Source organism: Nonomuraea jabiensis (assembly GCF_014204795.1).
GTDB classification, from domain to species: domain Bacteria; phylum Actinomycetota; class Actinomycetes; order Streptosporangiales; family Streptosporangiaceae; genus Nonomuraea; species Nonomuraea jabiensis.
On record NZ_JACHMB010000001.1, the window covers coordinates 26,238 to 52,871 of the forward strand.

The following is a 26,634-nucleotide window of genomic DNA, read 5'->3' on the forward strand; positions in this document are numbered from 1 at the left end:
AACGCATGGCATTGCAGAGCCTGCAGATCACCGCGACCATCGCCATGCGTGCCCGCGACGTGTCGAAACCGTCGAAGGAGCAGCAAGAGGCCGCCGACCGGCGGCCTCTTCGCGACGAGATGCCCAGGCGCGACGCCAAGCGGAAGAGCTAAGGCATAGGGCCAGGGCTAGGGCTAGGGCAGGGAGGGCAGCTGGCCGATCGTCTCGTACGTGGTCAGCTGCGCGATGCGCCTGCTGTGGCGCTCGCTGCCGGTGAACGCCGTGGCCAGGAAGACCTCCACGAACCTGGTGGCGTCCTCGGTGGAGTGCATGCGCGCGCCGATGCTGACCACGTTGGCGTTGTTGTGCTCGCGGGCCAGGCCGGCCGTCTCCTCACTCCAGGCCAGGGCGGCGCGGATGCCGCGCACCTTGTTGGCGGCGATCTGCTCGCCGTTGCCCGAGCCTCCGATGACCACCCCCAGGCTGCCGGGGTCGCCCGCGACGCCCTCGGCCGCGCGCAGCACGAACGCGGGATAGTCGTCCTCGGCGTCGTAGACGAAGGGACCGCAGTCGGTGACCTCGTGACCGTGGTCTTTCAGCCAGGACACGAGGTGGTTCTTGAGCTCATAGCCGGCATGGTCGGCACCGATGTAGACACGCACCCGCCCAGTCTTCCACAGCCCCCGCGGATGAGCCTCGCTGGCTAGAGTAAGGACCTCTACCGTTGTCCAGTCCTTACGAAAGTAGATGCCCATGCGTGAGATCCGCGTCATCGGCGACCCGGTGCTGCGCACTCCCGCCGATCCCGTGACGGATTTCGACCGCGAGCTGCGCCGGCTGATCGACGAGATGTTCCAGGCCATGTACGCGGTCAACGGCGTGGGCCTGGCCGGCCCGCAGATCGGCGTGTCGCGCCGGCTGTTCGTGTACGACATCGCCGGGCGCAAGGGTCACGTGCTCAACCCGGTGCTGACCGTCGACGACCCGGAGGAGGTGACGGACGAGGAGGGCTGCCTGTCCGTGCCCGACCGGCAGACGCGGCTGCCGATCTACGCCCCGGTGGCGCGCGCCGCGGGCGTGACCGTCGAGGGCATCGACCGGCTCCAGCGTCCGGTACGGATCAAGGCCCGCGGATCGCTCGCGCGCTGCTTCCAGCACGAGACCGAGCACCTCGACGGCAAGCTGTACGTCGACCGCCTGCCCAGAAACGAGGCGCGCAAGATCATGCTCAGAGCGTAGGTTGAGCGCATGAGCATACTTTCTGGGAAAGGTGCGTTGGTCACAGGAGGATCCAGAGGAATCGGCAAGGCCATCGTGGAGCGGCTGACCGCCGACGGGGCAGAGGTCGTCTTCTGCTACGAGCGTTCGGCCGAGGCCGCGGAGCAGGTCGCCAAGGAGACGGGCGCGCACGCCGTGCAGGCCGATCTGGGCAGCAGGGAGGATCTGGCGCGGCTGTTCGGCGAGGCCGAGTCGCGGCTGCCCGGGCTCGACATCCTGGTCAACAACGCCGCCGTCGTGCTCGGGCAGAAGGCCATGGCGGAGATCACGGACGAGGAGTACGACCGGGTGTTCGCGGTCAACACCCGGTCGGTCTATCTGGCCATGCAGTGGGCCGCGCGGGTGATGCGCGACGGCGGGCGCATCATCACCATCTCCACGCTCAACACCAAGGTGCCCGCTCCCGCCCTGACGCTCTACTGCGGCAGCAAGGGGGCCGTCGAGCAGTTCGCCAAGGTGGCGGCTCGGGAGCTGGGCGGGCGCGGGATCACCGTCAACGTGGTCTCGTCCGGCGCCACCGACACGGACATGCTGCGGGGGGCCAACCCGCCGGAGGCGCTGCAGCAGACGGCGGCGATGACGGCGCTGCAACGGCTCGGGCAGCCCGACGACATCGCCTCGGTGGTCGCCTTCCTGGCGGGGCCCGACTCGCGCTGGATCACCGGCCAGAACCTGCTCGCCGCAGGCGGCCTGCTCGTCTGACCCACCCCTGACCCGGCGCCGCCCTCCCCACAACCCGGGGGCGGCGCCCCTCACGGATCCCCCACCCCGACCGCACCTCACCGCCCCTCACCACCTCCCGCCGGACGCCCGCCGAACGACACGGCGCGGGACGGGCCACGTTGCAGGCCAGGCGGGCGGTGGCACAGGGGGGCACGGAGCCGGGCGGGCACAGCACGATGAGCGCGGTGGGAGCGCGGGCGCGGCGCGGGCGCGGTAGGTGGCGGGGCCGGGCGCGCGGCGGGCAAGGCGCGGGCACGGTGCGGTGCGAGGGTGTTACAGCTGCATGGCCTTGGTTTCGAGGTATTCCTCCAGGCCGTGCTCCCCCAGCTCCCGCCCCACCCCCGACTGCTTGTACCCCCCGAAGGGCGCCAGTGGGTTGAAGCGGCCGCCGTTGATGGCCACCTGCCCCGTGCGCAGCCGCCGGGCGACGGCGATCGCGTGGTCCTCGGTGGCCGCCCAGACCGCTCCGGCCAGCCCGTACTTCGTGTCGTTGGCGATCGCGACGGCCTGGTCCTCGCTCGTGTACGGGATCAGCGACAGCACCGGCCCGAAGATCTCCTCCTGCTCGATCGTCATCCCCGGCTCCACCGCCGCGAACACGGTGGGCTCCACGTAGTAGCCCCGCTCGTGGGGCGGCTCGGTGCCGCCGGCCACCAGCCGGGCGCCCTCCTCCTGGCCCCGGTTGATGTAGCGGACCACGCGGTCGCGCTGGGTGGCGGAGACCAGGGGGCCGATCCTGGTGGACTCGTCGAAGGGGTCGCCGACGGTGTAGCCGCGCGCCGCCTCGACGGCCAGGCGGACGGCCTCGTCGTACTGGTCGCGGTGGACGATCATCCGGGTCCACGCCGAGCAGGTCTGGCCGGCGTTGACGAAGCAGTTGGCGACGCCGACCTTGACGGCCAGCGCCAGGTCGGCGTCGGGGAGGATGATGTTCGCCGACTTGCCCCCGAGCTCGAGCGCGACCCGCTTGACGGACTCGGCGGCGAGCGCGGCCACCCTGCGCCCGGCGGCGGTCGAGCCGGTGAAGGAGACCATGTCGACCTCGGGGTGGGCGGCCATGGCCTCGCCGACGACCGGGCCGCGCCCGCTGACCAGGTTGAAAACGCCCGGCGGCAGGCCCACCTCGGCGAAGATCTCCGCCAGCGCGTACGCCGCCAGCGGCGCCACCTCGCTCGGCTTGAGCACCACGGTGCAGCCGGCGGCCAGCGCGGGGGCCACCTTGCAGACGATCTGGTGCAGCGGGTAGTTCCACGGCGTGATCGCGGCGACCACCCCGATGGGCTCCTTGACCACCATCGAGTTGCCGACGCGTGACTCGCGGGGGTGGGTCTCGGCCAGCTGGGCGTAGGAGGACAGCACGGTCGCCGGCATGAGCGTCTGCACCTTGCGCGCGAAGCCCAGCGGCGCCCCCATGTCGGTGGCGATCGTCTTGGCGATCTCCTCGGAGCGCTGCTTCAGCAGCTCGGCGGCGTCACCGAGCAGCTTGCCGCGCTCCGAGGCGGCCGTCTCCGACCAGCCGGGGAAGGCCTTTCGAGCCGCGCCGGCGGCCGACTCGACGTCGTCGGGAGATCCCGCGGGCACGCGATCGATGATCTCTTCCGTGGCCGGGTTGACGACGTCGATGGACTCGTCCGACGCAGAAGCGGTCCAGGAGCCGCCGATGTACAGCTGACGCATGGCACCATCCTGTCAGGAGCTCAGGTGGCGGTGACGAGGCTTGCCCTGATGCGGGATAAGTCTTCTCCACCGCAAGCAGCGTTCTTCCGTCAGCGTACGATGATTGCCCCTTGAAGAATGAGAGGGTTAGTCGAATTCGGGGCGCTTGGTCCGGCTGCGCTTAAGCTCGAAGAAATCCTCGAAGGACGTGACGGCGAGCACGCCGTCCCAGAGCCGGCCCGCGTCCTCACCCTTGATGATCTTGGTAATTACCGGCCCGAAGAAGGCGTTCGCGCCGACCCGGATGACCGGAGTGCCGACCTCCTGGCCGACGAGGTCGATGCCCTCGTTGTGGGAGGTGCGGATGGCCTCGTCCCATTCGTCGGAGTCGATGGCGTCGATGAGCTCCTTCTCGAGCCCCGCGCCCTCGAGCGCGCCCGCGATGACCTCGCGCAGGCGCTCCGGATCCCTGCCCAGGCCCTGGTTGTGCAGGCGGGTGCCGAGCTCGGTGTAGAGCGGGCCGAGGATCTGCTCGCCGTGCTTGGCGGCCGCGGCGGCGACCACCCGGACGGTGCCCCTGGCCCGCTCGGTCGACTTGCGGTACTCATCCGGGATGTCTTTGTCCGCGTTGAGGACGTAGAGGGACATGATGCGCCAGCGCGGCTCGATGGGACGGACCTTCTCGACTTCGAGAAGCCATCGTGACGTGACCCATGCGAAGGGACAGGCAGGATCGAACCACAGATCCACGGGAATCTTTTCGCTCATGTGGACCCGTAACCTGAGGTGGATCGGGTCCTATTCCCAGCGTGGCACGATACGGACAAAGTTCGGTGAAGTGGTGAAAAGGAGCGCAACTTGGCAGGCAATCTGACCCGGGACGAGGCTCGCGAGCGCGCCCGGTTGCTGAAGGTCGAGTCGTACGAGGTCGCACTCGACCTGACCGAGGGGGAGGAGCGCTTCGAGAGCGTCACGACGGTCCGTTTCGGCAGCGCCCGGCCGGGCGCGTCCACCTTCATCGACCTGCACGGCGCCCATGTGCGCAAGGTGACGCTCAACGGCGAGGACCTCGACGTGTCCGCCTACGACGAGGAGAAGGGCCGCTTCCCCCTCCCGTCGCTGGCCGAGTCCAACGAGCTGCGCGTGGACGCCGACTGCAGCTACATGCGCACCGGCGAGGGCCTCCACCGCTTCGTCGACCCGGTGGACAAGAAGGTCTACCTGCACAGCCAGTTCGAGACGGCCGATGCGCACCGCATGTACGCCTGTTTCGACCAGCCCGACCTCAAGGCCACCTTCCAGCTCACCGTGCTGGCCCCGGCCGACTGGGAGGTCGTCTCCAACGCGGCCGCCTCGGCGGTCGAGGAGCTGCCGGAGCAGGGCGGCAGGCACGGGGCGGTGGCACCGGCCAGGCGGTGGGAGTTCCCGCCCACGGCGGTCATGTCGACGTACATCACCGCGCTGGTGGCGGGGCCGTACCACAAGGTGACCTCGGAGCACGACGGCATCCCGCTGGGGATCTACTGCCGGGCCTCGCTGGCCGAGCACCTCGACGCCGACAAGATCCTCGAGGTCACCCGGCAGGGCTTCGACTTCTTCCACAAGGTGTTCGGGGTGCGCTACCCGTTCGGGAAGTACGACCAGTGCTTCGTGCCGGAGTTCAACGCCGGCGCCATGGAGAACGCGGGCTGCGTGACGTTCCTGGAGGACTACGTCTTCCGCTCCCGGGTCACCGACGCGGTGGTCGAGCGGCGCGCCGAGACGATCCTGCACGAGATGGCGCACATGTGGTTCGGCGACCTGGTCACCATGCGCTGGTGGGACGACCTGTGGCTGAACGAGTCGTTCGCCACCTACATGTCCGTCCTGGCCCAGGCCGAGGCCACCAGGTGGGGCAAGGGCGCGTGGACCACGTTCGCGAACGTCGAGAAGGCCTGGGCCTACCGCCAGGACCAGCTCCCCTCGACCCACCCCATCGCCGCGGACATCCCGGACATGCAGGCGGTCGAGGTCAACTTCGACGGCATCACGTACGCCAAGGGCGCCTCGGTGCTCAAGCAGCTCGTGGCCTACGTCGGCCTGGACAACTTCCTGGCCGGCGTGCGCGACTACTTCGCCGAGCACGCCTGGGGCAACACCGAGCTGAAGGACCTGCTCAACGCCCTGGAGCGGACCTCAGGCCGCGACCTGTCGTCCTGGTCGAAGGAGTGGCTGGAGACGTCCTGGGTCAACACGCTGCGGCCCTCGTTCGAGGTGTCCGATGGGCGCTTCACCAGCTTCGAGGTGCTGCAGGAGGCGCCCGCGGAGCACCCGACGCTGCGTTCGCACCGGGTCGCGGTCGGCCTGTACTCGCTGGTGGACGGCGAGCTGAAGCGGACCAAGCGGGTCGAGCTGGACGTGGTCGGCCCCCGTACGAGCGTGGCCCAGCTCGTCGGCGAGGAGCAGCCGGACCTGGTGCTGCTCAACGACGACGACCTCACCTACGCCAAGATCCGCCTCGACGACCGCTCGATGCGGACGCTGGTCGACGGCGGCATCGCGGCGTTCACCGAGTCGCTGCCGCGCGCCCTGTGCTGGTCGGCGGCCTGGGACATGACCCGTGACGGCGAGATGGCCACGCGCGACTACGTCAGGCTGGTCGTCTCGGGCGCCGGCACGCTCAAGGACATCACGGTCCTGCAGGCGGTGCTGCGCCAGGCGCGCATGGCCGTCCAGCAGTACGCCGACCCGGCCTGGCGGGCCGAGGGCCTGGCGCTGCTGGCCGCGGAGCTGCGCAAGCAGCTCGGCCAGGCCGCGGCGGGCTCCGACCACCAGCTCGCGTTCCTGCAGGCGTTCGCGCCGGTGGCCACCTCCGGCGCCGACCTCGACCTGCTGCAGCGCATCCTCGACGGCTCCGAGGTGCCCGAGGGCCTGAGCGTGGACGCCGACCTGCGCTGGTCGCTCGTGCACGCGCTGGTCACCGGCGGCCGGCTGGGCGAGGCCGACATCGACGCCGAGCTCGAGCGGGACCCTACGGCCACGGGTGAGCGGTCGGCGGCGCAGTGCCGGGCCGCGATCCCGACGGCCGAGGCCAAGGCCGCCGCCTGGGAGCGGGTCGTGGGCGGCAAGCTGGCCAACCACATCGCGCGTACGACGATCTCCGGGTTCCAGGACCCGCACCACCCCGAGCTGCTGGCGCCGTACCGGGAGAAGTACTTCGCCGAGGTGGGGCGGATCTACCGGGAGTGGACGTTCGACCAGGCGTCGACGTTCGCGGTGGGGTGCTTCCCCGCGCTGCTCATCGAGCCGGAGACCGTCCGGGCCGCGCAGGACTACCTGGAGGCCGAGCAGCCGCCGCAGGCGCTGCGGCGGCTGATCCTGGAGGGCGCCGACGGCGTCAGCCGGGCGCTGCGCAACCGGGAGAAGGACGCCGCGTCCGCCTGACGCGCCGTTTCGACAGAGGACCCCTGCCTCCGGCGGGGGTCCTCTCGCGTTTCCGGGGGTTGACAGGCACGCGAGCGAGGGGGATATTTCGGGACTAACTTTACTCCCGAAGAAAGTCCCTCATCGCATGGTAAGCACCGATCGCGGAGACCTCACCCGGACGGCGATCCTCGCCCTGCTGGGCACCGTCGGGCCGCTCAGCCGCAGCGAGATCGCGCGCCGGCTCGACCTCAGCCCGGCCACCGTCACGCAGCTCACGCGGGAGCTCATGGGGCACGGGATGCTCGAGGAGCTCGACCTGAAGCCGTCGCGCGGCGGGCGGCCCGCCGTGCGGCTGGGGCTGGTCGGGAGCGCGGGGCGGGCGCTGGGCGTCAAGGTGACGGCCGACCATCTGGTGCTCGTCGACGTGCGGCTCGACGGGGAGGTGCTGGGCTCGTGGGAGCGGCCCTTTGACCCGTCCGCGCCCGACGCGCTCGACGCGCTGGCGGGGGCGATCTCGTCCGTGGTGGCGGAGAGCTCGGCCGACGAGCGGACGCCGCCGCTGCTCGGGATCGGGGTCGGGGTGCCGGGCAGCGTGGATGACCAGGCGGCCGGGACGGTGAACGCCCCCACGCTCGGGTGGCGGGCCATGGCGGTGGGCGACTGGCTGCGGCGGCGGCTCGAACTGCCGGTGCTGGTGGAGAACGACGTGAACGCGCTGGCGGCGGCCGAGCGGCTGTACGGGCGGGGGCGTACGCACCGGGACTTCCTCGTGGTGACGATCGGGCGCGGCGTGGGCGCGGCGATCGTGGCGGACGGGCGGGTGTACCGGGGGGCGCGCGGCGGCGCGGGCGAGTTCGGCCACCTGCCGGTGGACCCGGGCGGGCCGGTGTGCGGATGCGGGGCCCGGGGCTGCCTCGAGGCGTACGTCGGCGCCGCCGGCCTGCTCGCCTCGGCCCGGGCCAGGAACGTCCACCTCGACCTGCCGGCGCTCGGCCGGGCCGCCGCCGGGGGCGACGCGGGAGCGCGGGAGGTGTTCGCCGAGGCCGGGGCCATCCTGGGGCGGGCCACCGCCGGGCTCATCAACGTCGTCGACCCCGAGGTCGTGGTGGTGCTCGGCGAGGGGACGGCCGACTGGCCGCTCTGGCGGGCGAGCTTCGACGCGGCGCTCAGGGCGCAGCTCTACCCGGGCCGGCGCGACATCTCCGTCGAGGTGGAGAGCTGGGACGACACGAGCTGGGCCCAGGGCGCGGCGGCCCTGGTGCTGGCCACCCCGTTCGACGCGGCGGGGGCGGCGGGCGAGCAGGGCCGCCTGGTGCGGGCCCGCCTGATCGGGGCGACCCCGTGACCTCCACCCCCGCCCCGCCCAGGAAGGGCTGGCGGTACGGGGTCACCGTCGCCGTGTTCCTGCTCCCCAGCCTCGTCCCCCTGACGCTCTACACGCTCGTCCCGATGCTCGGCTCGTTCTGGACCAGCCTGCACGAATGGGACCTCATCACCGACATGCGCTGGGTCGGCCTGGACAACTACGCCGAGCTGATCGGCGACCCCGAGACCCGCGCGGCCTTCCTGCACACGCTCTCCTTCATCGCCGGCTACCTGCCGCTCGTCTATGCCGGCGGGCTGGGCCTGGCCGTGCTGCTGAACCGGGCGATGCGGGGCCGGAGCCTGCTGCGCGGCATCTACTTCCTGCCGGTGATCACGAGCTGGGTGGTCGTCGCGCTGATGTGGAAGTGGCTGCTCAACCCCGCCAGCGGCATCGTCAACTGGGCGCTCGGCCTGCTCGGGATCAGCGGTCCCGGCTGGTGGACCGACCCGGGCTGGGCGATGCCGTCGATCATCCTGGCCTCGGCGTGGAAGGACCTGGGCTTCGTGATGATCATCCTGCTGGCCGGGCTGCAGGCGATCCCCCGCGAGTACCAGGAGGCCGCCATGGTGGACGGCGCGTCGGCCTGGCGCAGGTTCCGGCACATCACGCTGCCGCTGCTGTCGCCCTCGACGTTCTTCGTGGTCGTGATCTCGCTGATCAACGGCTTCCAGGTCTTCGACCAGGTCAAGATCATGACCGGCGGAGGGCCCGGGGGCGCGACGCAGGTGGTGGTGTCGCAGATCTACGACCTCACCTTCCGGTACGGCAGGGCGGGCGCGGCCTCGGCGCTGTCCTGGCTGTTGTTCGCCGTGGTGCTGCTGGTGACCGTCGTGCAGATCCGGGGCCAGAGGCGGTGGGTGACCTATGGGTAGCCGAGGATGGATCCGCAGCGAAGCGAGGACATCCATCCGAGTCCGCCGAGCGGAGCTCGGCCAGATAGCACGCTACGTGCTGGTGGGCCTGGGTGCGCTGGCGATGTTGTTCCCGTTCGCCTGGGCGGTGATCACCTCCATCACGCCCGGGGACGCGGTGCTGGCCGTGCCGCCCGACTTCACGCCCGAGGGCGCGAGCCTCGACGCGTACGGCAAGCTGCTGGAGACGTTGCCGTTCTGGCGGATCGTGCTCAACAGCGCCTGGATCGGCGCCGCCTCCACCGCGCTGCAGCTCGTCACGAGCGCGATGGCGGCCTACGCGTTCGCGCGGCTGCCGTTCCCGGGCAGGGGCGCGCTGTTCGCGGTCTATCTCACGACGCTGATGATGCCGCTGCCGGTGCTGGTCGTGCCGCTGTTCATCGAGATGCGCACGTTCAACCTGGTCGACACGTACTTCGCGCTGCTCGCGCCGACGATCGCCTCGGCGTTCGGGGTGTTCCTGCTGCGGCAGGCGGTCAACCAGGTGCCCCGGGAGTTCGACGAGGCGGCGGTGCTGGACGGCGCCGGACATTTCAGGATCTTTCTGTACGTGGTGCTGCCGCTGATCCGCCCGGCGCTCGCCACGTTCGCGATCTTCGGCTTCATGGCCAGCTGGAACAGCTACCTCTGGCCGCTGATCATCATCAAGTCGCCCGAGTTCATGACCCTCCCCCTGGGCCTGGCCACGCTGCACGGCCAGTTCACCACCGAGTGGGACGTGGTCATGGCGGGCTCGGTGATCAGCGTCGTACCGATCCTCGTCCTCTACGTCTTCGCGCAGAAGCACGTCATCGCCAGCGTCGCGCAGAGCGGGCTCAAGTAAAGGAATCCCCCCATGTCCAGACATTTCCTCATCGTCGCGGCGGCCACGGCGCTGCTCGCCTCCGCCTGCTCCCAGGGCTCGGCCACGAAGGCCACGACCGGCGCGGACGGCAGGGTGACCCTGCGGTACTTCACCTTCTCGGCGGCCCCCGACCACGTCAAAGACCTGGACAAGATCGAGAAGGCCTTCGAGAAGGAGAACCCGAAAGTGGACGTGGTCGTCGAGACCGCGCCCTTCGACCAGTACTTCACCAAGCTCCAGACCAGCATCGCGGGCGGCACCGCCCCGGACGCCTTCGAGCTCAACTACGAGAACTTCGTCACCTACGCCGGCGCCGGCTCCCTGCTCGACCTCGGCGGCGTGGCGGGCGACGGCGACACCTCCGTGTACGCCCAGGAGTCACTCAACGCGTTCAAGCGCGACGGCAAGCAGTACGCGCTGCCCGCGTCGTTCTCGACGGTCGTGCTCTTCTACAACAAGGACCTGTTCGAGCAGGCCGGGGTCGCCCCGCCGACGGCGGACTGGACGTGGGCCGACGAGCAGGCCGCGGCCGCGAAGCTGACGGACCGGAAGAAGGGCGTGTACGGCGACTTCCAGCCGGTGCAGTTCTTCGAGTTCTACAAGACGCTCAAGCAGGCGGGCGGCGAGTTCCTGTCGGCCGACGGGAAGAAGGCGGTCTTCGACAGCCCGCAGGGCGTCAAGGCCGCGCAGTGGCTGGTCTCCAAGGTGGGCAGGACCATGCCGACCGAGGCGGAGATCGGCGGCACCGCCGACTACGACACGAACCTCTTCAAGTCCGGCAAGCTCGCCATGTGGCACAACGGCATCTGGCAGTTCGCGGGGCTGAAGGACGTGCCGTTCGAGTGGGACGTGGTCGTCGAGCCCGGTGACGCCGCCAAGGCCAGCGCGGTCTTCCACAACGCGGTGGCCGCCTCCGCCACCACGAAGCACGCCAAGGAGGCGTGGGCGTGGGCCCGCTTCCTGTCCTCGTCGGACACCGCGGCCACCACGCGCGTCGAGTCCTCCTGGGAGCTGCCGCCGGTCGCCGACCAGCAGGTGCTCGCCGGCTACCTCAAGGACCCGAAGCCGGCCAACCGGCAGGCCGTGTTCGACTCGCTCAAGTCCATCGCGCTGCCGCCGGTCATCAAGCGGCAGCAGGAGATGCAGGACGCGGTGACCAAGCAGCTCGGCGAGGCCGCGGCCGGGCGCAAGCCGGTGGCGGACGCGCTCAAGGCCGCCGCCGCCGACGTGAACGCCCTGCTCGGCTGATCATTAGGAGAGTTCTCGTTGTCCCTCGTCGCGCACAGCCTCGACGTGATCAAGAGGTTGCAGTCCCCCACCGGGGCCTATCCGGCCTCGCCCACCTTCTCCGCCTACCGCGGCTACTCGTGGCTGCGGGACGGGGCGTTCATCGCCGAGGGGGTGAGCAGGCACGGCGACGTGGCCGGGGCGGACGCCTTCCACGCCTGGTGCGCCCGCACGGTCGGCGACCGGGCGGGCCAGGTGGACTCGCTGGTCTCGCGGGCCGCCCGGGGCGAGGCCGTACCGGTCGCGGAGATGTTGCCGACCCGCTTCACCCTCGACGGGGTGGACGGGGACGACGACTGGTGGGACTTCCAGCTCGACGGGTACGGGACGTGGCTCTGGGCGCTGCGCGAGCACTCCGCGCGGCACGGCAGGGCGGTCCCCGAGGTCGAGAAGGGGGTCAGGGCGACCGTCCGGTACCTGACGGCGTTCTGGCACCTGCCCTGCTACGACTGGTGGGAGGAGCACGTCGAGCACCGGCACGTGGCCACGCTCGGCGCGATCCACGCGGGCCTGCGGGCCGCCGCCGGGCTCGGCGTGCTGAGCGCGGCCGAGGAGGCGTCGGCCGCCGAGGCGGTCGCGGGCATCGCGGCGCTGGTGGAGCGCGAGGGCCTCACCGGGGACGGGTCCGGCCCGCCGCGGCTGCGCAAGTGGCTCGGCGGCGACGCCGTGGACGCCAGCCTGCTCGCGTGCGTGGAGCCGTTCGGCCTCTACCCGGCCGCGCACCCGGTCGGGGCGGCCACGGTCGCCGAGGTGGAGCGCGTGCTCGCCAGGGACGGCGGGGTGCATCGCTACCTCGCCGACACCTTCTACGGCGGGGGCCGGTGGGTGCTGCTGACCGGCTTCCTCGGCTGGAACCACGCCAGGGCGTCACGCCCCGCCGAGGCCCGGCGCTGCCTGGACTGGATGGCCGCCCAGGCCACCCCCGACGGTGACCTGCCCGAGCAGGTGTCCGACCTGCTGCTGGCGCCCGGGCGGCGGCAGGAGTGGCTCGACCGCTGGGGGCCCGTGGCCACGCCGCTGCTGTGGTCGCACGGCATGTACCTGATCCTCGCCGACGAGTTGGGAGTGCACGCATGATCCGGCATCGGCCGCACGGCTCCGGGCACCCGTACGCCGAGACCGAGGACCAGCGCGTCCCGGCCAGACCCCTGGACGGGGAGCCGGTGGAGCTGCGGGTGCGGGCCTCGGCGAACGTGGCCGCCGTGGTGTGCGAGTGGGCCGCCGACGGCGGGCCGCCGATCGAGCTCCCCCTGACCAGGCGCGACGCCGGTGCCCGGGCCGGTGCGGGCGCCGACGGCGGCCATCTCGCCGCCGCCCAGGCCAGGGCCGCGCGGGCCGCCGCCGGGTCGTGGGCCGTGCGGACGCCGGCGCTGCGGGCCGGGCACCGCTACGCCTACCGCTTCCGCGCCACGACCGCCGACGGCGTGACCCGTAACGGCAGGTGGTTCGAGGTGTCGGCGGCGAGCTGGTCGGACGGCGGCGGGAAGCTCGACGTCACCGGGGCCGACCGGGTCGTGCCGGGGAGCGTGCGGTGGCTGTCGGACGGCGACGGGCCGCTGCGGGTGCGCTTCGAGCTGGCGCTGGGGCCGGAGGAGCACGTCGTGGGGTTCGGCGAGCGGTTCGACGCCGTGGACCAGCGCGGGCGCGAGCTCGACGCGGTCGTCTTCGAGCAGTACAAGGCGCAGGGGCGGCACGGCCGCACCTACCTGCCGATGCCGTTCGCCATGGTCGTGGGCTCTGCCGACTCCGATGGGCCCGCGAGCTGGGGCTGGCACGTGCGAACCTCGCGGCGCACCTGGTACGACGTGGGCGCCTCGACGCCCGGCCGGGTGCGGGTGGAGGCCGAGGTGGGCCGGGACGGCGAGCTGGGCGTGCGCTTCCACGACGGCGGCGCGCCCGCCGACGTGCTGCGCGGCTTCCTCGACGACGTCGGGCGGCCCACGGAGCTGCCGCCGTGGGTGTTCCGGCTGTGGGCCAGCGGCAACGAGTGGAACACGCAGGAGCGGGTGCTGGCCGAGATGGACCGGCACCGCGAGCACGGCATCCCCGTCGGCGCGGTGGTCATCGAGGCGTGGAGCGACGAGAGCACGTTCACGGCGTTCAGAGGGGCCGAGTACGAGCCCTCCGAGGAGCCGCACCGCCTGGCCGACTACACCTTCCCGCCCGACGGGCCGTGGCCCGACCCCAAGGGCATGGTGGACGAGCTGCACCGCCGGGACATCAAGGTGCTGCTCTGGCAGATCCCGCTGCAGAAGACGCGCCCCCACCCCCGGCACCAGGCCGCCGTGGACGCCCGGCAGCTCGTCGAGCGCGGGTACGGCGTGCGCGAGCCCGACGGCCGCCCCTACCGCAACCGGGGCTGGTGGTTCCCGCTCGCGCTCATGCCCGACCTGTCCTCCCAGGAGGTGCGCGACTGGTGGACGGCCAAGCGCCGCTACCTGGTCGAGGAGGTGGGCGTCGACGGCTTCAAGACGGACGGTGGCGAGCACGCCTGGGGCCACGACCTGCGCTACGCCGACGGGAGCGACGGCGCGGCGGGCAACGGGCTGTTCCCCGTCCACTACGCCCGCGCCTTCGGCGACCTGCTGCGGTCGTGCGGCAAGGCGCCGGTGACGTTCAGCCGGGCGGGGTTCGCCGGGTCACAGCCGCACGGCGCGTTCTGGGCCGGGGACGAGGACTCCACGTGGGAGGCGTTCAGGTCGTCGATCAGGGCCGGGATCACGGCCTCCGCCTGCGGGATCGTCTACTGGGGCTGGGACCTGGCCGGCTTCTCCGGCGAGGTGCCGCAGGCCGAGCTGTACCTGCGGGCGGCGGGGGCCGCGGCGTTCATGCCGATCATGCAGTACCACTCGGAGTTCAACCACCACCGCACGCCCCTCAGGGATCGCACGCCGTGGAACGTCGCCGCCCGGACCGGGGACGAGCGGGTGGTCCCGGTGTTCCGGCGGCTGGCCGAGCTGCGCGAGCGGCTGGTGCCGTACCTGGTGGAGCAGGCCCGTACGGCGGTCGGCGGCGGGGCGCCGCTCATGCGCGGCCTGTTCTTCGACCACCCGCGCGACCCGCGGGTCTGGCGGTATCCCCTGCAGTACAAGCTCGGGGACGCGCTCCTCGTGGCCCCCGTGACCGAACCCGGCATTACGGAAATTTCGGTCTACCTTCCGGACGGCGACTGGATCGACGTCTGGACCGGGCGTGACCTGGCGGGCGGCCAGGAGGTCACGCTGCCCGCCGCCCTCGATCATCCGCCCGTCACCTGCGCGAAGGAGCACTGGACACGCCTCGCCGGAGTGTTCACCGACTTGCCGATAGCACACCAGAGGCGATGTTAGCCTCGGTACCGTGCTAGGGGCCGGGACCACTCTCAATGATCGCTACGTGCTCGCCGGCCGCCTCGGCGGCGGTGGCATGGGCGAGGTGTGGCGTGCCGACGACACGGTTCTCGGGCGCGCGGTGGCGGTCAAGGTGCTCATGCCCGCGTTGTCGGAGAGCCCGGCGTTCATCCAGCGCTTCCAGAACGAGGCCCGAGCCATGGCCACGCTCACGCACCCCGGCGTGGTCGACGTCTACGACTACGGCATCTGCGAGGTCGAGGACCGCCAGGTCAGCTTCCTGGTGATGGAGTACGTGCGCGGCGAGTCGCTCGACCGCGTCCTGCGGCGCGGCCCGCTCGGCGCCGAGGCCACCATGCGGCTGATCGCGGAGGTCGGCGACGCGCTGGCCGCCGCGCACGCGCAGGGCATCGTCCACCGCGACGTCAAGCCGGCCAACCTCATGATCAGGACCGACGGCGGCGTGGTGCTCACCGACTTCGGCATCGCCCACTCGGCCTCGGCCGGCCATCTGACGGCCACGGGCACGATGCTCTGCTCGGCCGGCTACTGCGCTCCCGAGCTGGCCACGGGCAGCGACGTGACGCCGTCGGTCGACGTCTACGCCCTGGGCGTGGTGGCGTACGAGTGCCTGGCGGGAGAGCTCCCGTTCCAGGGCGACACCCCCGTACAGATCATCTTCAAGCACCTCAACGCGCCCATCCCGCGGCTGCCCGACGACGTGCCTCCCGGGCCGCGCCAGGTGGTGGCGCGGGCGCTGGAGAAGGCGCCCGACCGGCGCTGGCCGTCGGCCGCCGTGATGGCGGAGGCCGCGCGCACGGCGATGGACGCCCCGCACCGGCCGCTCGTGCCGCGCCGCCGCCACCGCACGCTGCGCGCGGTGCTCACCGCGACCACCGCGGTGGTCGTCTCGGGGGTGGTGGCGGGGTCGGTCTGGCTGCGCCCGGCCGACCCGACGACCTCCGTCGAGGAGGTCTCGCCCACCGTGGACGCCACCTCGATCACCGCCGCCCCGCCCTCGCCGAGCTCCAGGAAGCCGTCCACGCCCCCGGCCAGGCGCGCGCCGACCCCCAAGCCCACGGCGAGCGGCGGCGTGACGCACGCGCCGAGCCCCAGCGCCTCGGTCTCCGCCACCCCGACCGTGACGCCCACCCCCACGCCGACCACGTCGGAGCCCGAGCCCACGGCGGAGCCCACCACGGCCGGTCCGGAGGAGCCCCCGACCGCCGATCCCACGATCAGCCACTCCTCCGGCGAGATCCAGTGCATCCGCTCGCCGTGCCCGGGATGACGGCCTTTTTCCGTGTCCTCAGCCGCTCGCCGATCGTGAGAGAGTCATCGGGTGGACTCGACTCGTGACCTGCTCGTCGCCCTGGCCCGCCGCTATGCCTTCGCCGATCTCGGCGCGCTCGCGCCGGCCGCGGAGATCGCCGAGGTCTGCGAGTTCGGTCAGCGGCTGCTCTCGCTCGACGCCGAGGACTTCGCGGCCGAGGCCAAGGGCGTCCCGGCCGACCTGCGGCGGCGGGCGCGGGCCTGTCACATGCCGCAGACGCCGCGCGAGCAGCCGCGCGGGGCGCTGGAGTCGCTGCGGCCCGCCTACGGCCTGCTGCTCGAGGTGATCGCCGTACGGTGGCACCGGCGCGAGCTGAGCCCGATGATCGCCGCGGTCCACATCGCCAGCGAATACCTGCCGCTGCTGGCTTTCGAGCCCGAGCTCGGCCATGCCGGCGACCCGGCCCGCTGGCCCGCGGGGCTGAGCGCGGCGGGGAGCCGTTTCGGCGTGATCGGCGACCGGGAGTGCGACCACACCAAGTCCGAGCAGTCCGCCACCAACCGGACGCTGCGGGTGTCGCTGGAGCCGGGCGAGGGCTGGCGCGCGTACTTCGACCGGCAGCACAGCCAGGTCGCCGGCGCGCTGGCCGTCTGCGTCGCCACCTGCCGCAACCCGTGCACGGCCATGGACTGGATCGCGCCCGAGCCGCGCGCCGACCTCCACGTCCGGGCCCGCACGGCGCTCACCTTCGCCGACACCCCCCTCGTCCGGCTGAGGCACGCGGCCCCCGTGGGGCACGGGTTCGGGGTGCCGTCGCCGGAAGAGGTGCTCGACGCCTGGGAGCGCAGCCGCGCCGCCCTCGACAAGAACCCCGTCGGGGCCGCGGCCATGAAGGACGACGGGTTCCCGCTGCCGGGGCTGCCCTCGCTGTTCTCGGCCGTCGCGGCCGCGCCCATCGAGCCCGCGACGCTGCTGAGCGGGGTCAGCGAGCACGTCGTCGGCCTGCTCCGGCGCCTCTAGCGGCGGGCGGTGGCCTGCTCCCCCAGGGCGCCGATGCCGTAGAGGAGGCCGCCCACCAGGTCGCCCACGCTGAACGCCGTCGCCATCGACATCGCCGTGAGCCGGCAGGAGCCGTCCGTCAGCCGCCTGCGGGCGTTCTGCCCCGTCACGATCTCCAGCGCCCGGCCCTTCAGGTCGACGAGGAGCACCACGGCGTCGTCGGCCTCCTCGCCCAGGGCCGCGTGCAGGCGTTCGGCGAAGTGGCGGCGCGAGCCCACCGGCTCCCCCAGGAACACCCCGAACCGCAGCCCGCTGCGCTGCTCGGCGGTGTGCAGGGCGCGCCTGACGTCGTCGGCCTGTGCGGCGGTCAGTCCTCGCATCGTCACCTCACCATCCCGCGGAAGCCCCGCCGAGGTGTCCGCCGGGCTCGGCCGTCTCCGCGGCGGCCACCCAGTCGTGCTCAGGGACCTCCGCCCAGCGCGCCCGGTCGGCCAGCACCAGGTCCGAGGTGCTCACGCCGCGCTCGCTCCTGGACGGGCCGCCCAGCCACACCGGGCCGGACTCCACCCGGCGCTGCGCGCTGCGCCCCGGCAGCATGACCAGCAGGCTGATCAGGATGAACAGCCCGAACGACACCCCGATGAGAAAGAGCAGAATCTCGCCTGCGCTGTGCACACCATGAACGTAATCCCGATGCGGGCGGGGGGCCAGACCCCACCCGGGAGTGTCCACCAGGTAAGATCTTTTTTGAGACGACATCTCTAGAGAAGAACGTAGAACATACCCCGAAAACATGCGTGGAACACGATGAGCTGGGCCATAAAACTATGGACAGGGCAACACTAGGAATCGTTCCGATCTCCGAGCTACGGTGAGTTACGTGGACTCCGACATCCAGCGAGAAGACGGTCACAATGCGTCACCAATCTGGGTGAGCGACCGGCCAGAGAGCGAGCAGACCGCCGCCGCGAAGCCTTCGGCGCCCACCTCCACGTACGCGCCCGTCGAACGTGCGTCCGTGCGTAGCCTGCTGCAACAACCGCAGTTCCGCCGCCTGCGCAACCGCGTGCTGGTGGGGATCGCCGTCGCGGTGGTGGTGGGCTTCCTCGTGAGCGACTGGCGGCTGGGCGTGACCGCGGGTGTGATCGCGGCCGTCGCCGAGGCGGTCTACCGTTCGCGATCCCATTCGTCCGTGCCCGCCTGGCGGCGCACGTCCGTGGCGGAGCGCCGTACCGAGGCGCAGCTGCGCAAGCTCGAACGCAGCGGCTACCGCACGCTCCACGCCAGGGCGATCCCCAACAGCGAGGCCCAGATCGACCACCTCGTGGTCGGCCCGACCGGCGTGTACGCGGTCGACTCCGAGAAATGGGACAAGCGGCTCCCGGTGCGCGTGCAGATGGGCAAGAAGCTCTTCCACGGCCCCTTCGACAAGAAGGCCCGCCTCACCGAGGCGAAGTGGGAGGCGTCGCAGGCCAGCGAGCTGATCACCCAGTCGTTCGGCCGCGAGGTCTCGGTCGTGCCCTCGCTCGCCATCTACGGCCCGCCCGTGCCCTGGAAGATCATGACCATCCGCGGCGTGGACGTCTACCAGGGCGACCGCGCCCGCAAGTGGATCACCAAGCGGGAGCGGGCCCTGACCGACGGCGAGATCGACCGGATCTTCGACATCGCCGCCCAGGTCCTGCCGGCCCGCTACGGCGAAGACTAGGCCCCGGCCCGGGCATACCCGTTCGATATGGCGGGGTCCGGGCCGACGGTCATTCCCCAGCCCCGCCGGGCTCGTCCCCGCGGGGCTTCGCCGCGTCCGCGGCCAGGCGCGCGCCGAAGTCGTCGAGGGCGGCGGCCACCTCCGCGCTCGGCGGGAGCGTCTGCGGCAGGCGCGAGTACACCGCGGTGCCGAACCCGGCGACGCGGATGATGTGGTCGATGAGCGCCTCCCTGTCGCGCGGCCACGGGAACGACGGCTGGGCGATCAGCAGCGAGACGCAGCCGTGCACGGCCGACCACATGCCCAGCGCGAGCTCCTCGGGATCGCCTTCGAGCACGCGCGTCTCCACGCAGGCCGAGACCGCGCCGACCATGTGGCGGAAGCACTCGGCGGCGGCCGGCGGCACGCCCGGCCCGGCCGTGGCCCGCATCATCAGCACCCGGTACTGCACCGGATGATCCAGGGCGAAGCGGGCGTAGGCGCGCCCGCACCTGCCCAGGGCGAGGAACGGGTCGCCGCCCAGGTTCTCGCTGAACATCCGGCCGAGCTCGCCCCAGACCCGCAGGCAGACCGCCTCGACCAGCGCCTCCTTGTCGGCGAAGTGCAGGTAGACGGAGGGCGTGGAGACGCCGGCCCGCAAGGCGACCGCGCGTAGCGTGAGCGCGTCCTCGCTGCCGGACTCGGCCAGCAGGTCCTCGGCCGCGCGCAGGATCTCCTCGCGCAGCAGCGCTCCCTCTCCGCGCCGGGCGCGTACGCGTCTGGTGGTCATGGGTCTCAGGTTGACGCCGTCAGGTTAACGATGTCAATCTGAGGCCCTGGGGAAGGGATTTACTGAAAAATGGGGACTTTTAGCGAAGCGACCGCCTTGACCGATCGCGGCGAGGGCGAGTTCGGGGCCGTGCTGGACGCCCAGTGGAGCGTCGGCAACCGGCTGCACGGCGGCTACCTGCTGGCCGTGCTCGCCAGGGCCGCCTGCGAGAGCCCGGCGGGCGCGGGCCACCCGCACGTGACGGCCGTCAGCGGCACCTTCATCGAGCCGCCCGAGCCCGGCGAGGCCGTGGCCCGGGTGGAGACGCTGCGGGTCGGCAGGAGCGTGGCCCAGGTCAGGGCCGCGCTGGTGCAGGAGGGCCGCATCCGCGTCGAGTCGCACATCACGCTCGGCCTGCTGGACGACACCGGCCCCTGGTGGTCCGCGCAGGAGCCGGTCGAGCTGCCGCCCGAGCAGGACTGCTTCCTGGCCCCCACCAATCCTCCCGGCACGGACCTCACGGTGCCGCTGATGGCCGTGGTCGAGGAGCGCATCGTCCCCGAGCACCTGTCCTTCGCCTTCGGCGCCCCCACCCGGGCCGGCGTCATCGCGAGCTGGCAGCGGCTGGCGGACGGCTCCGACTGGGACCCGCTGAGCCTGCTGGTGGCGCTCGACCCGGTGCCGCCGGTGTCGTTCGACCTGGGCCTGTCCGGGTGGGTGCCGACGATCCAGCTGTCGGCGTACATCCGCAGGCTGCCCGCTCCCGGGCCGATCAGGGTGCGGCTGGCGGCCACGGACGTCGGCGGCGACCGGATGGACGAGGTGGCCCACGTCTGGGACGACAAGGGCCGCCTGGTGGCCCAGGCGACCCAGCTCGCCGCCGTACGGCTGCCGTCCTAGCGGTAGATCTCCGGGACCGAGGCGCACCACGGGAAGATCTCGCTGCGGCCGGCACGGGTGACGTCGCCGCACAGGCCGACCTGGGTCGGCCGCTCGGCCCCCTTGGCGTGCAGGATCAGCACGGCCTTGTCCAGGGGGTACTGCCGGGGCGAGCCCGCGCCGAAGTCGAGCGCCCCCGTGGCGCCCTCGATGGCGTGCCCGCTCTGGTCGGGCGTGTAGAGCGTGCCGAGCTGGCGCCAGACGGTGTACGAGTTCACCGGCACGCGGTGCCGCTCCTTGCCGAGCCGCCGGATGGCGGTGATCATCGTCTCCGTCGCGTCGTAGGCCAGGGCGGCGTGCCCGTCCAGCGTCCGCCCCGGCCCCGGCTCCTGGCACTCGAAGGGGAACGTGGCGAACAGGGCCGCGTAGAAGTCGTGCCGCTGCGGCTCGCCGCACTTGTTCGGGGCGGCGGCGAACGACTCGTAGTAGTAGCCCACGCCGCTGACGGCCGATCTGACGCGCACGTCCGCGGCGTACCTGGTGACGTCGTCGCCGCCGAGGATGGTCGGCGGCGCGCCCGCGCACTTGTCGGCCACCCCCTTCACGAACTCGGCGAAGTCGGGGATCCCGCGCCCGGCGAAGTACACCAGCCCGTCGAACCCGCACGCCGACACCCCCGCGTCCCTGGGCTCGCCCACGTAGGCGTCGTCGCTGCGGTCGTCGGGGCCGGGCTTGCCCCCGCCGACGGGCGTGAACCTGAGCCCCTCCACCGCGAACCCGCGCTCCTCCAGCCGGGCGACGACCCGGGCCCTGAGGTTGGAGGCGTAGTAGTCGGTCACGTCGTGCGAGTAGTAGACCCGGGCCCGCCGCTTGACCTCGCCCTTCTTGACGAGCGAGTCGGCGAAGGCGGCCGCCATCCACGCCTGGCGGGAGTTCTGCGGGGCGACCTGGAAGTAGAACGGCGACTCGTTCACCAGGCGGTCCGCCGACAGCGTCGAGGCCACCATGGGCAGCCCGGCCTTGCCCAGCTCCTGGATGGCCGCGACGGTCTCCTGGCGGCTCTGGTCCAGGCCCACCACGCCCACGATGGGCGCCTCCTCGTCCCGGTAGCGCAGCAGCAGCCGGGCGATGCTCGAGCCGTGCTGCATCCTGCCGCCCGCGTTCGCCAGGAGGATGCGGACCAGCGGCTCGCTGGCGCCGGCGGAGTTGTTCTGGCGCTTCTGCGCGATGGCCACGCCCGCCAGGCCCTCGCGGGCGGCGGCCAGCGTGTCCCGGTCCGCGGAGGTGAGCGCCGCGAGGTAGGCGATCGTCACGTACGGCCGGTCGCTGCCCTCGTGCAGCTTCGCGGCCCGCTCGTTCTCCTGCTGGAGCACGGCCTGGACCTGCCGCATCTCGGCGTTGCCCGGCGAGAACAGGTAGTCGGGCTCGGCCACGCCCACGCACTCGGTGCCGGCCAGCTGCCTGCCGCTCTCCGTCCACGGCGTCCACAGGCCGGTCGCGCAGGCGTTGCGGTGCCAGGCGGCGGTCTGGCCCGCGTACGCGCCGACCATGCCCGCCAGGGCCATCCAGAACAGCGCGATGGCCGTCCGGGACGACCACCACGGGGCCAGGCGGGCGGGCGGCACCCAGGTGGGGTCGTCGACGTCGTACCTGGTGAGGTCGGCGGGCACGGGCGGGGCCGAGATGGTGAGCGGCGTGTCCAGGACCCGCCGCCACGTGTCGCGGTCCTCGGCCGTGACCAGCTCGCGGCGCCAGCGGATGAGCCGCCACAGCGGCTCCTCGTCGTCCTCCAGGAGCACGGCGTCCGGCGTGTAGGAGACCACCACGACCGGATCGAACCTGCCGAGGTCCGCGCGCCGCTCCTCGAGGAGCTTGACGAGCGCCTCGCCGTGCTCGTTGAGCAGCAGGAGCGGGTAGAAGACGTGGCCCGCGCCCCGCACGTGCAGCGGGGAGCGCCGGTACTGCGCGCTCAGGTCGTCCATGAGCGCGCGCAGCAGCAGCCGGGCGACGCCCGGCTCGTCGGCCGGGTCCAGGCCGGCCAGCAGGGCGGCGACGCCGGGCGCCTTGGGGTCGTCGTCCGACAGCGCGCGCCGCAGCCACCGGAACCGCCCGCCGAGCCCGGGCACGCGCCCGCTGAGCCGCAGGTCGTGCAGGAAGCCGGGTAACAGCTTGAGCAGCAGGTTGAGCGGGAAGGGCACGTGGTCGGCGCCCCTGCCCGCCGTGTCGACGCCCCATCCCCAGTTGCGGTCGGACTCGCGCAGCACGCGGCGGGCCTGGTCCTCCTTGCCGTGCGACTCGGCCAGCCGCTCGACGATCTGGGCGGTCAACTGGTAGCGGGGGAAGCGCAGCCTCGTGCCGCGCAGGGCGGACACGACCCGGGAGAGGATCTCCGGCACCCCCTCGCCCGGCTGGATGTCGGGACGGGCACGCGGGATCCCGCGCGAGATGACGGGCGTGGCCTGCCTGTCCCGCGGCGCCAGGATCTCCGGCCAGTCCCCGGCCTCGCTCAGCTGGACCAGCGGGATGCCCATCCGGTCGACGTGCTCTTTCTTGTCCGCTCCCCCTCGCCACCTGGCCAGCAGGGGCTGCCTGGCGACGTGCGGCGAGTCCTGTACCCCCTCACCCCTGGCCGGTCTGCGGCACAGGCGGTCTATCGTGTGGATGAAGTTGCCGACCCTGGCGGGGTCGTCGAGCATGACTGCCCCGTTGCTCATCTGATCTCTGTAACACGAGTTCGGGCGCGGACGGCTGCTTTTTCGGGCTCGATCCGGTAACCAACCGTCCGATGTGTGGACAGGTGTCTCAGTTGCCGGGCAGTGGCCGTAACATGTGAAGACTCGCTAGCGATGGGAGATGCCCAATGCCCGCCCTCAGGTCACGTACAGTCACCCACGGCAGGAACATGGCCGGTGCCCGGGCCCTGCTCCGGGCGACCGGCGTAGCCGGGAGCGACTTCGGCAAGCCGATCATCGCGGTGGCCAACAGCTACACCCAGTTCGTGCCGGGCCACGTGCATCTCAAGGACGTCGGCGACGTGGTGTCGGCCGCGATCCGGGAGGCCGGGGCGATCCCGCGGGAGTTCAACACGATCGCCGTGGACGACGGCATCGCGATGGGCCACGGCGGCATGCTCTACTCGCTCCCGTCGCGCGAGCTGATCGCCGACTCCGTCGAGTACATGGTCAACGCGCACTGCGCGGACGCGCTGATCTGCGTCTCCAACTGTGACAAGATCACGCCGGGCATGCTGCTGGCCGCGTTCAGGCTGAACATTCCGACGATCTTCGTCTCCGGCGGGCCCATGGAGGCCGGCAAGATCCCCGGCAAGAAGCTCGACCTCATCGACCCGATGATCGCCTCCGCCGACGACTCCGTCTCCGACGCCGCGCTGCTGGAGATGGAGGAGAGCGCCTGCCCGACCTGCGGCTCGTGCTCCGGCATGTTCACCGCCAACTCCATGAACTGCCTGGCCGAGGCCATCGGCCTCGCGCTGCCCGGCAACGGCACGATCCTGGCCACGCACAAGGCCCGCAAGAAGCTGTTCGAGGACGCGGGCCGCCAGCTCGTGGAGATCACCCGCCGCTACTACGAGGACGACGACGCCTCGGTGCTGCCGCGCGCGATCGCCACCCGCGACGCGTTCGAGAACGCCATGACGCTCGACGTCGCGATGGGCGGCTCGACCAACACGATCCTGCACATCCTGGCCGCCGCCCGCGAGGCCGGCGTCGACTTCGGGCTCAAGGAGATCAACGAGATCTCGCTGCGGGTGCCGTGCGTCTGCAAGGTCGCCCCGGCCACGAACAAGTACCACATCGAGGACGTCCACCGCGCCGGCGGCATCCCCGGCATCCTGGGCGAGCTCGACCGGGCCGGGCTGCTGCACCGCGACGTGCCCACCGTGAACGGCGGCACGCTGGCCGACATGCTGGCCGCCTGGGACGCCAAGTCGCCGACGGTGCTGCCCGAGGCCGTCGAGCTCTGGCACGCGGCCCCCGGCAACGTGCGCACGGTCAAGGCCTACTCGCAGGACAACCGCTGGGACGACCTCGACCTCGACCGCGCGGCCGGGTGCATCCGCGACCTGGAGCACGCCTACACCGCGGACGGCGGCCTGGCCGTCCTCTACGGCAACATCTCGCGCGACGGCGCGGTGGTGAAGACGGCCGGCGTGGACGAGTCGATCTGGAAGTTCAGCGGGCCCGCGGTGGTGTTCGAGTCGCAGGACGACGCGGTCGAGGGCATCCTCGGCGGGCGCGTCAAGGAGGGCGACGTGGTGGTCATCCGCTACGAGGGCCCCAAGGGCGGTCCCGGCATGCAGGAGATGCTCTACCCGACGTCCTTCCTCAAGGGCAAGGGGCTCGGCAAGGCCTGCGCGCTGGTCACCGACGGCCGCTTCTCCGGCGGCACCTCCGGCCTGTCCATCGGCCACGCCTCCCCCGAGGCCGCCGAGGGCGGCGCGATCGCGCTGGTCGAGGACGGCGACATCATCGACATCGACATCCCCAACCGGTCGATGGAGCTGCGGGTGCCCGAGGCCGAGCTGGCCGCGCGGCGCGAGCGGCTCCTGGCCGACCTGGGCGGATACCGGCCGCGCGACCGCAACCGGCCGGTGAGCGCGGCGCTGCAGGCGTACGCGGCGATGACCACGTCCGCGTCCACGGGCGCCTCGCGCGACCTGTCCCAGCTGTCGCGGTGACGCAGTAACAAGGGCCTGTGCGGCAGGTGACAAGGACCTTGCCTGCCGCACAGGTTTTCGAAAAATGTCGGTCGTCGTCTCTAATATTGGGGTATGACGACAGTCGTGAAGCACGATACTCGCCCGCTGACGACCGCCGAGATCGCCGCCCTCGCACTCTCCCTCGCTCACCTCGGAGCGGGCCCGCAGGCCGTCACCGCACGGCGTGGCCTGCAGCACGCACTCGAGCACCTGGAGCTCGACGACGACGTCATCGCCACGACGCTCACGACCCTGACCGAGCCGCTGCCTGTCGAGGTAGCCTCCAGAGCCAGGCTCATGGCCGACGCCATCACCAGCCGTCTCATGATCCGCCTCCACTACCGCGACGCCTCCGGCAGCATCACCTCGCGCGACGTCGAGCCGGTGACGTGCCTGGTCCACCGCGAATACTGGTATCTGGTCGGCGTGTGCAGGATGCGCCGGGCGATCAGGGCGTTCCGCTTCGACCGGATCATCGCGGTCGAGCCCACGCTCACGCCGTCCCGTCCGCACCTGGCCGACCGGTTCCTCCCGTTCCAGCGCCGCAAGCGCCCCCGGGCCGCCTAGGAAACTGACCGGCGTTTGACCTTTCGCGCCCCCGGCCTTTGGGGTGGCGGCTGGCAGGCTCCCGCACATGCGCGTTCGGGGGATCTCGCTCGTCGGTGCCCTGCTGGCCGTGGCCGGCTGTGCAAACCCGTCAACCGTCGTCCCGCCTCAGGCCGCCGCCATCGGGCGGCCGGGCGGGGTGGTCGTCGAGAGCGTGCTGCCAGTTGCCGCGCGGCACGCTCTCGACCGCACGCTGGACCGCTACCTGCGCCAGCGCCCCGGGCGCGCGGCGCTGGCCGTCTACGACCGCACCACGGGCGCCAGATACTCCTACCGCGAGCGCACGCCGTTCGTGCTGGCCAGCGTGGCGAAGGTGGACATCCTGCTGGCGTTCCTGCTGGGCAAGCAGGGCGAGCTGAGCGCGTACGAGCGCACGCTCACCTCCAAGATGATCCGCGAGAGCGACAACGACTGCGCGCACGAGCTCTACCTGACGATCGGCGGCCAGAAGGGGCTCACCAGGGTCCTGCGCCGGCTCGGCGTCGAGCACACGTGGCCGGGGCCCGGGCTGTACTGGGGGACGACCCGCAGTCGGCCGTCCGACCAGGTCAAGGTGCTGGAGTGGCTCACGGACCCCGAGGGGCCGCTGCCGGCCTCCGACCGGCGCTACGCGCTGAAGCTCATGTCGTCCGTGGAGCCGTCGCAGGCGTGGGGGGTCAGCGCGGCCGGGGGCGACGTGGCGCTCAAGAACGGCTGGCTGCCCGTGGACGCGCACGACGGGCTGTGGACGATCAACAGCGTGGGGCGGCTCGGCGTGGACGGGCACGACCTGCTCATCGCGGTGCTGTCGGAGCGCAGCCCGACCATGGAGACGGGGATCGCCACGGTCGAGCGGCTGGCCGAGCTGGCGGTGGACGAGCTGACGCGTTCGCGGGCGACCTTCACCGCCGCCCAGGTGTTCTAGGCCCTCTCCGGCCGTTGTG

Annotated in this window: 24 protein-coding genes; 17 read left to right on the forward strand and 7 right to left on the reverse strand. The window is 71.9% G+C overall.

The genetic code is table 11. The annotated features are described in order from the left end of the window. The first annotated feature begins 5 nt into the window (after positions 1-5). A complete protein-coding gene (locus tag HD596_RS00125; RefSeq protein ID WP_185067278.1) occupies positions 6-152 on the forward strand; it encodes a hypothetical protein in 147 nt (48 codons plus the stop codon). Between the two features lie 21 nt (positions 153-173). On the opposite strand, the gene HD596_RS00130 is transcribed toward HD596_RS00125, so the two are convergent. Then, positions 174-641 (reverse strand): ribose-5-phosphate isomerase, encoded by a 468-nt coding sequence (locus HD596_RS00130; RefSeq protein ID WP_185067279.1) that lies wholly within the window; start codon positions 639-641, stop codon positions 174-176. Positions 642-732: 91 nt separating this feature from the next. Between HD596_RS00130 and def the strand changes: the two genes are divergently transcribed. Together def and HD596_RS00140 are read left to right on the forward strand one after the other, a co-directional pair. Continuing rightward, a complete protein-coding gene (def, locus tag HD596_RS00135; protein WP_192786922.1) occupies positions 733-1,218 on the forward strand; it encodes a peptide deformylase in 486 nt (161 codons plus the stop codon). A gap of 36 nt (positions 1,219-1,254) precedes the next feature. Beyond that, positions 1,255-1,959: an SDR family oxidoreductase gene (locus tag HD596_RS00140; protein WP_246554031.1), complete on the forward strand. Its 705-nt coding sequence runs from the start codon at positions 1,255-1,257 to the stop codon at positions 1,957-1,959. A gap of 294 nt (positions 1,960-2,253) precedes the next feature. Here the strand turns inward: HD596_RS00140 and HD596_RS00145 are convergent, their stop codons facing one another. Both HD596_RS00145 and HD596_RS00150 read right to left on the reverse strand, forming a co-directional pair. Continuing rightward, positions 2,254-3,657 (reverse strand): aldehyde dehydrogenase family protein, encoded by a 1,404-nt coding sequence (locus tag HD596_RS00145; RefSeq protein ID WP_185067282.1) that lies wholly within the window; start codon positions 3,655-3,657, stop codon positions 2,254-2,256. A gap of 126 nt (positions 3,658-3,783) precedes the next feature. Next, positions 3,784-4,404 (reverse strand): mycothiol-dependent nitroreductase Rv2466c family protein, encoded by a 621-nt coding sequence (locus tag HD596_RS00150; protein WP_185067283.1) that lies wholly within the window; start codon positions 4,402-4,404, stop codon positions 3,784-3,786. A gap of 90 nt (positions 4,405-4,494) precedes the next feature. Here HD596_RS00150 and pepN point away from each other — a divergent pair, with 90 nt between their 5' ends. From pepN to HD596_RS00195, 9 genes are all read left to right on the forward strand, one after another. Beyond that, positions 4,495-7,059, forward strand: coding sequence for an aminopeptidase N (gene pepN / locus HD596_RS00155; RefSeq protein ID WP_185067284.1), 2,565 nt, complete (start codon positions 4,495-4,497; stop codon positions 7,057-7,059). 127 nt (positions 7,060-7,186) lie between these two features. After that, the gene (locus tag HD596_RS00160) at positions 7,187-8,386 is read left to right on the forward strand and encodes an ROK family transcriptional regulator (protein ID WP_185067285.1); all 1,200 of its coding nucleotides are present in this window, start codon (positions 7,187-7,189) and stop codon (positions 8,384-8,386) included. Next, positions 8,383-9,279: a carbohydrate ABC transporter permease gene (locus HD596_RS00165; protein WP_221519110.1), complete on the forward strand. Its 897-nt coding sequence runs from the start codon at positions 8,383-8,385 to the stop codon at positions 9,277-9,279. Before HD596_RS00160 ends, HD596_RS00165 begins: the two co-directional genes overlap by 4 nt. 76 nt (positions 9,280-9,355) lie before the next feature. Further along, positions 9,356-10,141, forward strand: a complete 786-nt coding sequence (locus tag HD596_RS00170; RefSeq protein ID WP_221519111.1) for a carbohydrate ABC transporter permease — start codon at positions 9,356-9,358, stop codon at positions 10,139-10,141. 12 nt (positions 10,142-10,153) lie between these two features. After that, positions 10,154-11,410, forward strand: a complete 1,257-nt coding sequence (locus HD596_RS00175; RefSeq protein ID WP_185067287.1) for an ABC transporter substrate-binding protein — start codon at positions 10,154-10,156, stop codon at positions 11,408-11,410. Between the two features lie 18 nt (positions 11,411-11,428). Further along, on the forward strand, positions 11,429-12,526 hold the full coding sequence (locus HD596_RS00180; protein WP_185067288.1) for a glycoside hydrolase family 15 protein: 1,098 nt from the start codon (positions 11,429-11,431) through the stop codon (positions 12,524-12,526). Next, entirely contained in the window at positions 12,523-14,778 is a 2,256-nt protein-coding gene (locus HD596_RS00185; protein WP_185067289.1) for a glycoside hydrolase family 31 protein, read from the forward strand. Before HD596_RS00180 ends, HD596_RS00185 begins: the two co-directional genes overlap by 4 nt. A gap of 10 nt (positions 14,779-14,788) precedes the next feature. After that, the gene (locus HD596_RS00190; RefSeq protein WP_185067290.1) at positions 14,789-16,069 is read left to right on the forward strand and encodes a serine/threonine-protein kinase; all 1,281 of its coding nucleotides are present in this window, start codon (positions 14,789-14,791) and stop codon (positions 16,067-16,069) included. A 51-nt stretch (positions 16,070-16,120) separates the two neighbouring features. Beyond that, positions 16,121-17,071 (forward strand): hypothetical protein, encoded by a 951-nt coding sequence (locus HD596_RS00195; RefSeq protein WP_185067291.1) that lies wholly within the window; start codon positions 16,121-16,123, stop codon positions 17,069-17,071. Here HD596_RS00195 and HD596_RS00200 read toward each other — a convergent pair. Beyond that, positions 17,068-17,430, reverse strand: a complete 363-nt coding sequence (locus tag HD596_RS00200; RefSeq protein ID WP_185067292.1) for a TPM domain-containing protein — start codon at positions 17,428-17,430, stop codon at positions 17,068-17,070. The genes HD596_RS00195 and HD596_RS00200 overlap by 4 nt on opposite strands. Before the next feature lie 7 nt (positions 17,431-17,437). Continuing rightward, entirely contained in the window at positions 17,438-17,725 is a 288-nt protein-coding gene (locus HD596_RS00205) for a hypothetical protein (protein ID WP_185067293.1), read from the reverse strand. Between the two features lie 343 nt (positions 17,726-18,068). Here HD596_RS00205 and HD596_RS00210 point away from each other — a divergent pair, with 343 nt between their 5' ends. After that, complete coding sequence (locus HD596_RS00210) at positions 18,069-18,758, forward strand: nuclease-related domain-containing protein (RefSeq protein ID WP_313042048.1); 690 nt, start codon at positions 18,069-18,071, stop codon at positions 18,756-18,758. Positions 18,759-18,807: 49 nt separating this feature from the next. On the opposite strand, the gene HD596_RS00215 is transcribed toward HD596_RS00210, so the two are convergent. Then, on the reverse strand, positions 18,808-19,527 hold the full coding sequence (locus HD596_RS00215; RefSeq protein WP_185067295.1) for a TetR/AcrR family transcriptional regulator: 720 nt from the start codon (positions 19,525-19,527) through the stop codon (positions 18,808-18,810). 96 nt (positions 19,528-19,623) lie between these two features. Here HD596_RS00215 and HD596_RS00220 point away from each other — a divergent pair, with 96 nt between their 5' ends. Then, the gene (locus HD596_RS00220; protein ID WP_246554033.1) at positions 19,624-20,406 is read left to right on the forward strand and encodes a thioesterase family protein; all 783 of its coding nucleotides are present in this window, start codon (positions 19,624-19,626) and stop codon (positions 20,404-20,406) included. On the opposite strand, the gene HD596_RS00225 is transcribed toward HD596_RS00220, so the two are convergent. Beyond that, positions 20,403-23,099: an ABC transporter substrate-binding protein gene (locus HD596_RS00225; protein ID WP_185067297.1), complete on the reverse strand. Its 2,697-nt coding sequence runs from the start codon at positions 23,097-23,099 to the stop codon at positions 20,403-20,405. The genes HD596_RS00220 and HD596_RS00225 overlap by 4 nt on opposite strands. 146 nt (positions 23,100-23,245) lie before the next feature. On the opposite strand from HD596_RS00225, the gene ilvD reads away from it, so the two are divergent. From ilvD to HD596_RS00240, 3 genes are all read left to right on the forward strand, one after another. Next, a complete protein-coding gene (ilvD, locus tag HD596_RS00230; protein ID WP_185067298.1) occupies positions 23,246-25,084 on the forward strand; it encodes a dihydroxy-acid dehydratase in 1,839 nt (612 codons plus the stop codon). Between the two features lie 93 nt (positions 25,085-25,177). Then, positions 25,178-25,672, forward strand: coding sequence for a helix-turn-helix transcriptional regulator (locus HD596_RS00235; protein ID WP_185067299.1), 495 nt, complete (start codon positions 25,178-25,180; stop codon positions 25,670-25,672). A 67-nt stretch (positions 25,673-25,739) separates the two neighbouring features. After that, positions 25,740-26,615, forward strand: coding sequence for a serine hydrolase (locus tag HD596_RS00240; RefSeq protein WP_185067300.1), 876 nt, complete (start codon positions 25,740-25,742; stop codon positions 26,613-26,615). Positions 26,616-26,634 lie beyond the last annotated feature (19 nt).

Bases quoted from the DNA above. Each gene is read 5' to 3' on its own strand.
- ilvD (WP_185067298.1), top strand. From the start codon at position 23,246: ATGCCCGCCCTCAGGTCACGTACAGTCACCCACGGCAGGAACATGGCC.
- HD596_RS00145 (WP_185067282.1), bottom strand. From the start codon at position 3,657: ATGCGTCAGCTGTACATCGGCGGCTCCTGGACCGCTTCTGCGTCGGAC.
- def (WP_192786922.1), top strand. From the start codon at position 733: ATGCGTGAGATCCGCGTCATCGGCGACCCGGTGCTGCGCACTCCCGCC.
- HD596_RS00240 (WP_185067300.1), top strand. From the start codon at position 25,740: ATGCGCGTTCGGGGGATCTCGCTCGTCGGTGCCCTGCTGGCCGTGGCC.
- HD596_RS00225 (WP_185067297.1), bottom strand. From the start codon at position 23,099: ATGAGCAACGGGGCAGTCATGCTCGACGACCCCGCCAGGGTCGGCAAC.
- HD596_RS00175 (WP_185067287.1), top strand. From the start codon at position 10,154: ATGTCCAGACATTTCCTCATCGTCGCGGCGGCCACGGCGCTGCTCGCC.
- HD596_RS00125 (WP_185067278.1), top strand. From the start codon at position 6: ATGGCATTGCAGAGCCTGCAGATCACCGCGACCATCGCCATGCGTGCC.
- HD596_RS00200 (WP_185067292.1), bottom strand. From the start codon at position 17,430: ATGCGAGGACTGACCGCCGCACAGGCCGACGACGTCAGGCGCGCCCTG.
- HD596_RS00215 (WP_185067295.1), bottom strand. From the start codon at position 19,527: ATGACCACCAGACGCGTACGCGCCCGGCGCGGAGAGGGAGCGCTGCTG.
- HD596_RS00235 (WP_185067299.1), top strand. From the start codon at position 25,178: ATGACGACAGTCGTGAAGCACGATACTCGCCCGCTGACGACCGCCGAG.
- HD596_RS00150 (WP_185067283.1), bottom strand. From the start codon at position 4,404: ATGAGCGAAAAGATTCCCGTGGATCTGTGGTTCGATCCTGCCTGTCCC.
- HD596_RS00160 (WP_185067285.1), top strand. From the start codon at position 7,187: ATGGTAAGCACCGATCGCGGAGACCTCACCCGGACGGCGATCCTCGCC.
- HD596_RS00185 (WP_185067289.1), top strand. From the start codon at position 12,523: ATGATCCGGCATCGGCCGCACGGCTCCGGGCACCCGTACGCCGAGACC.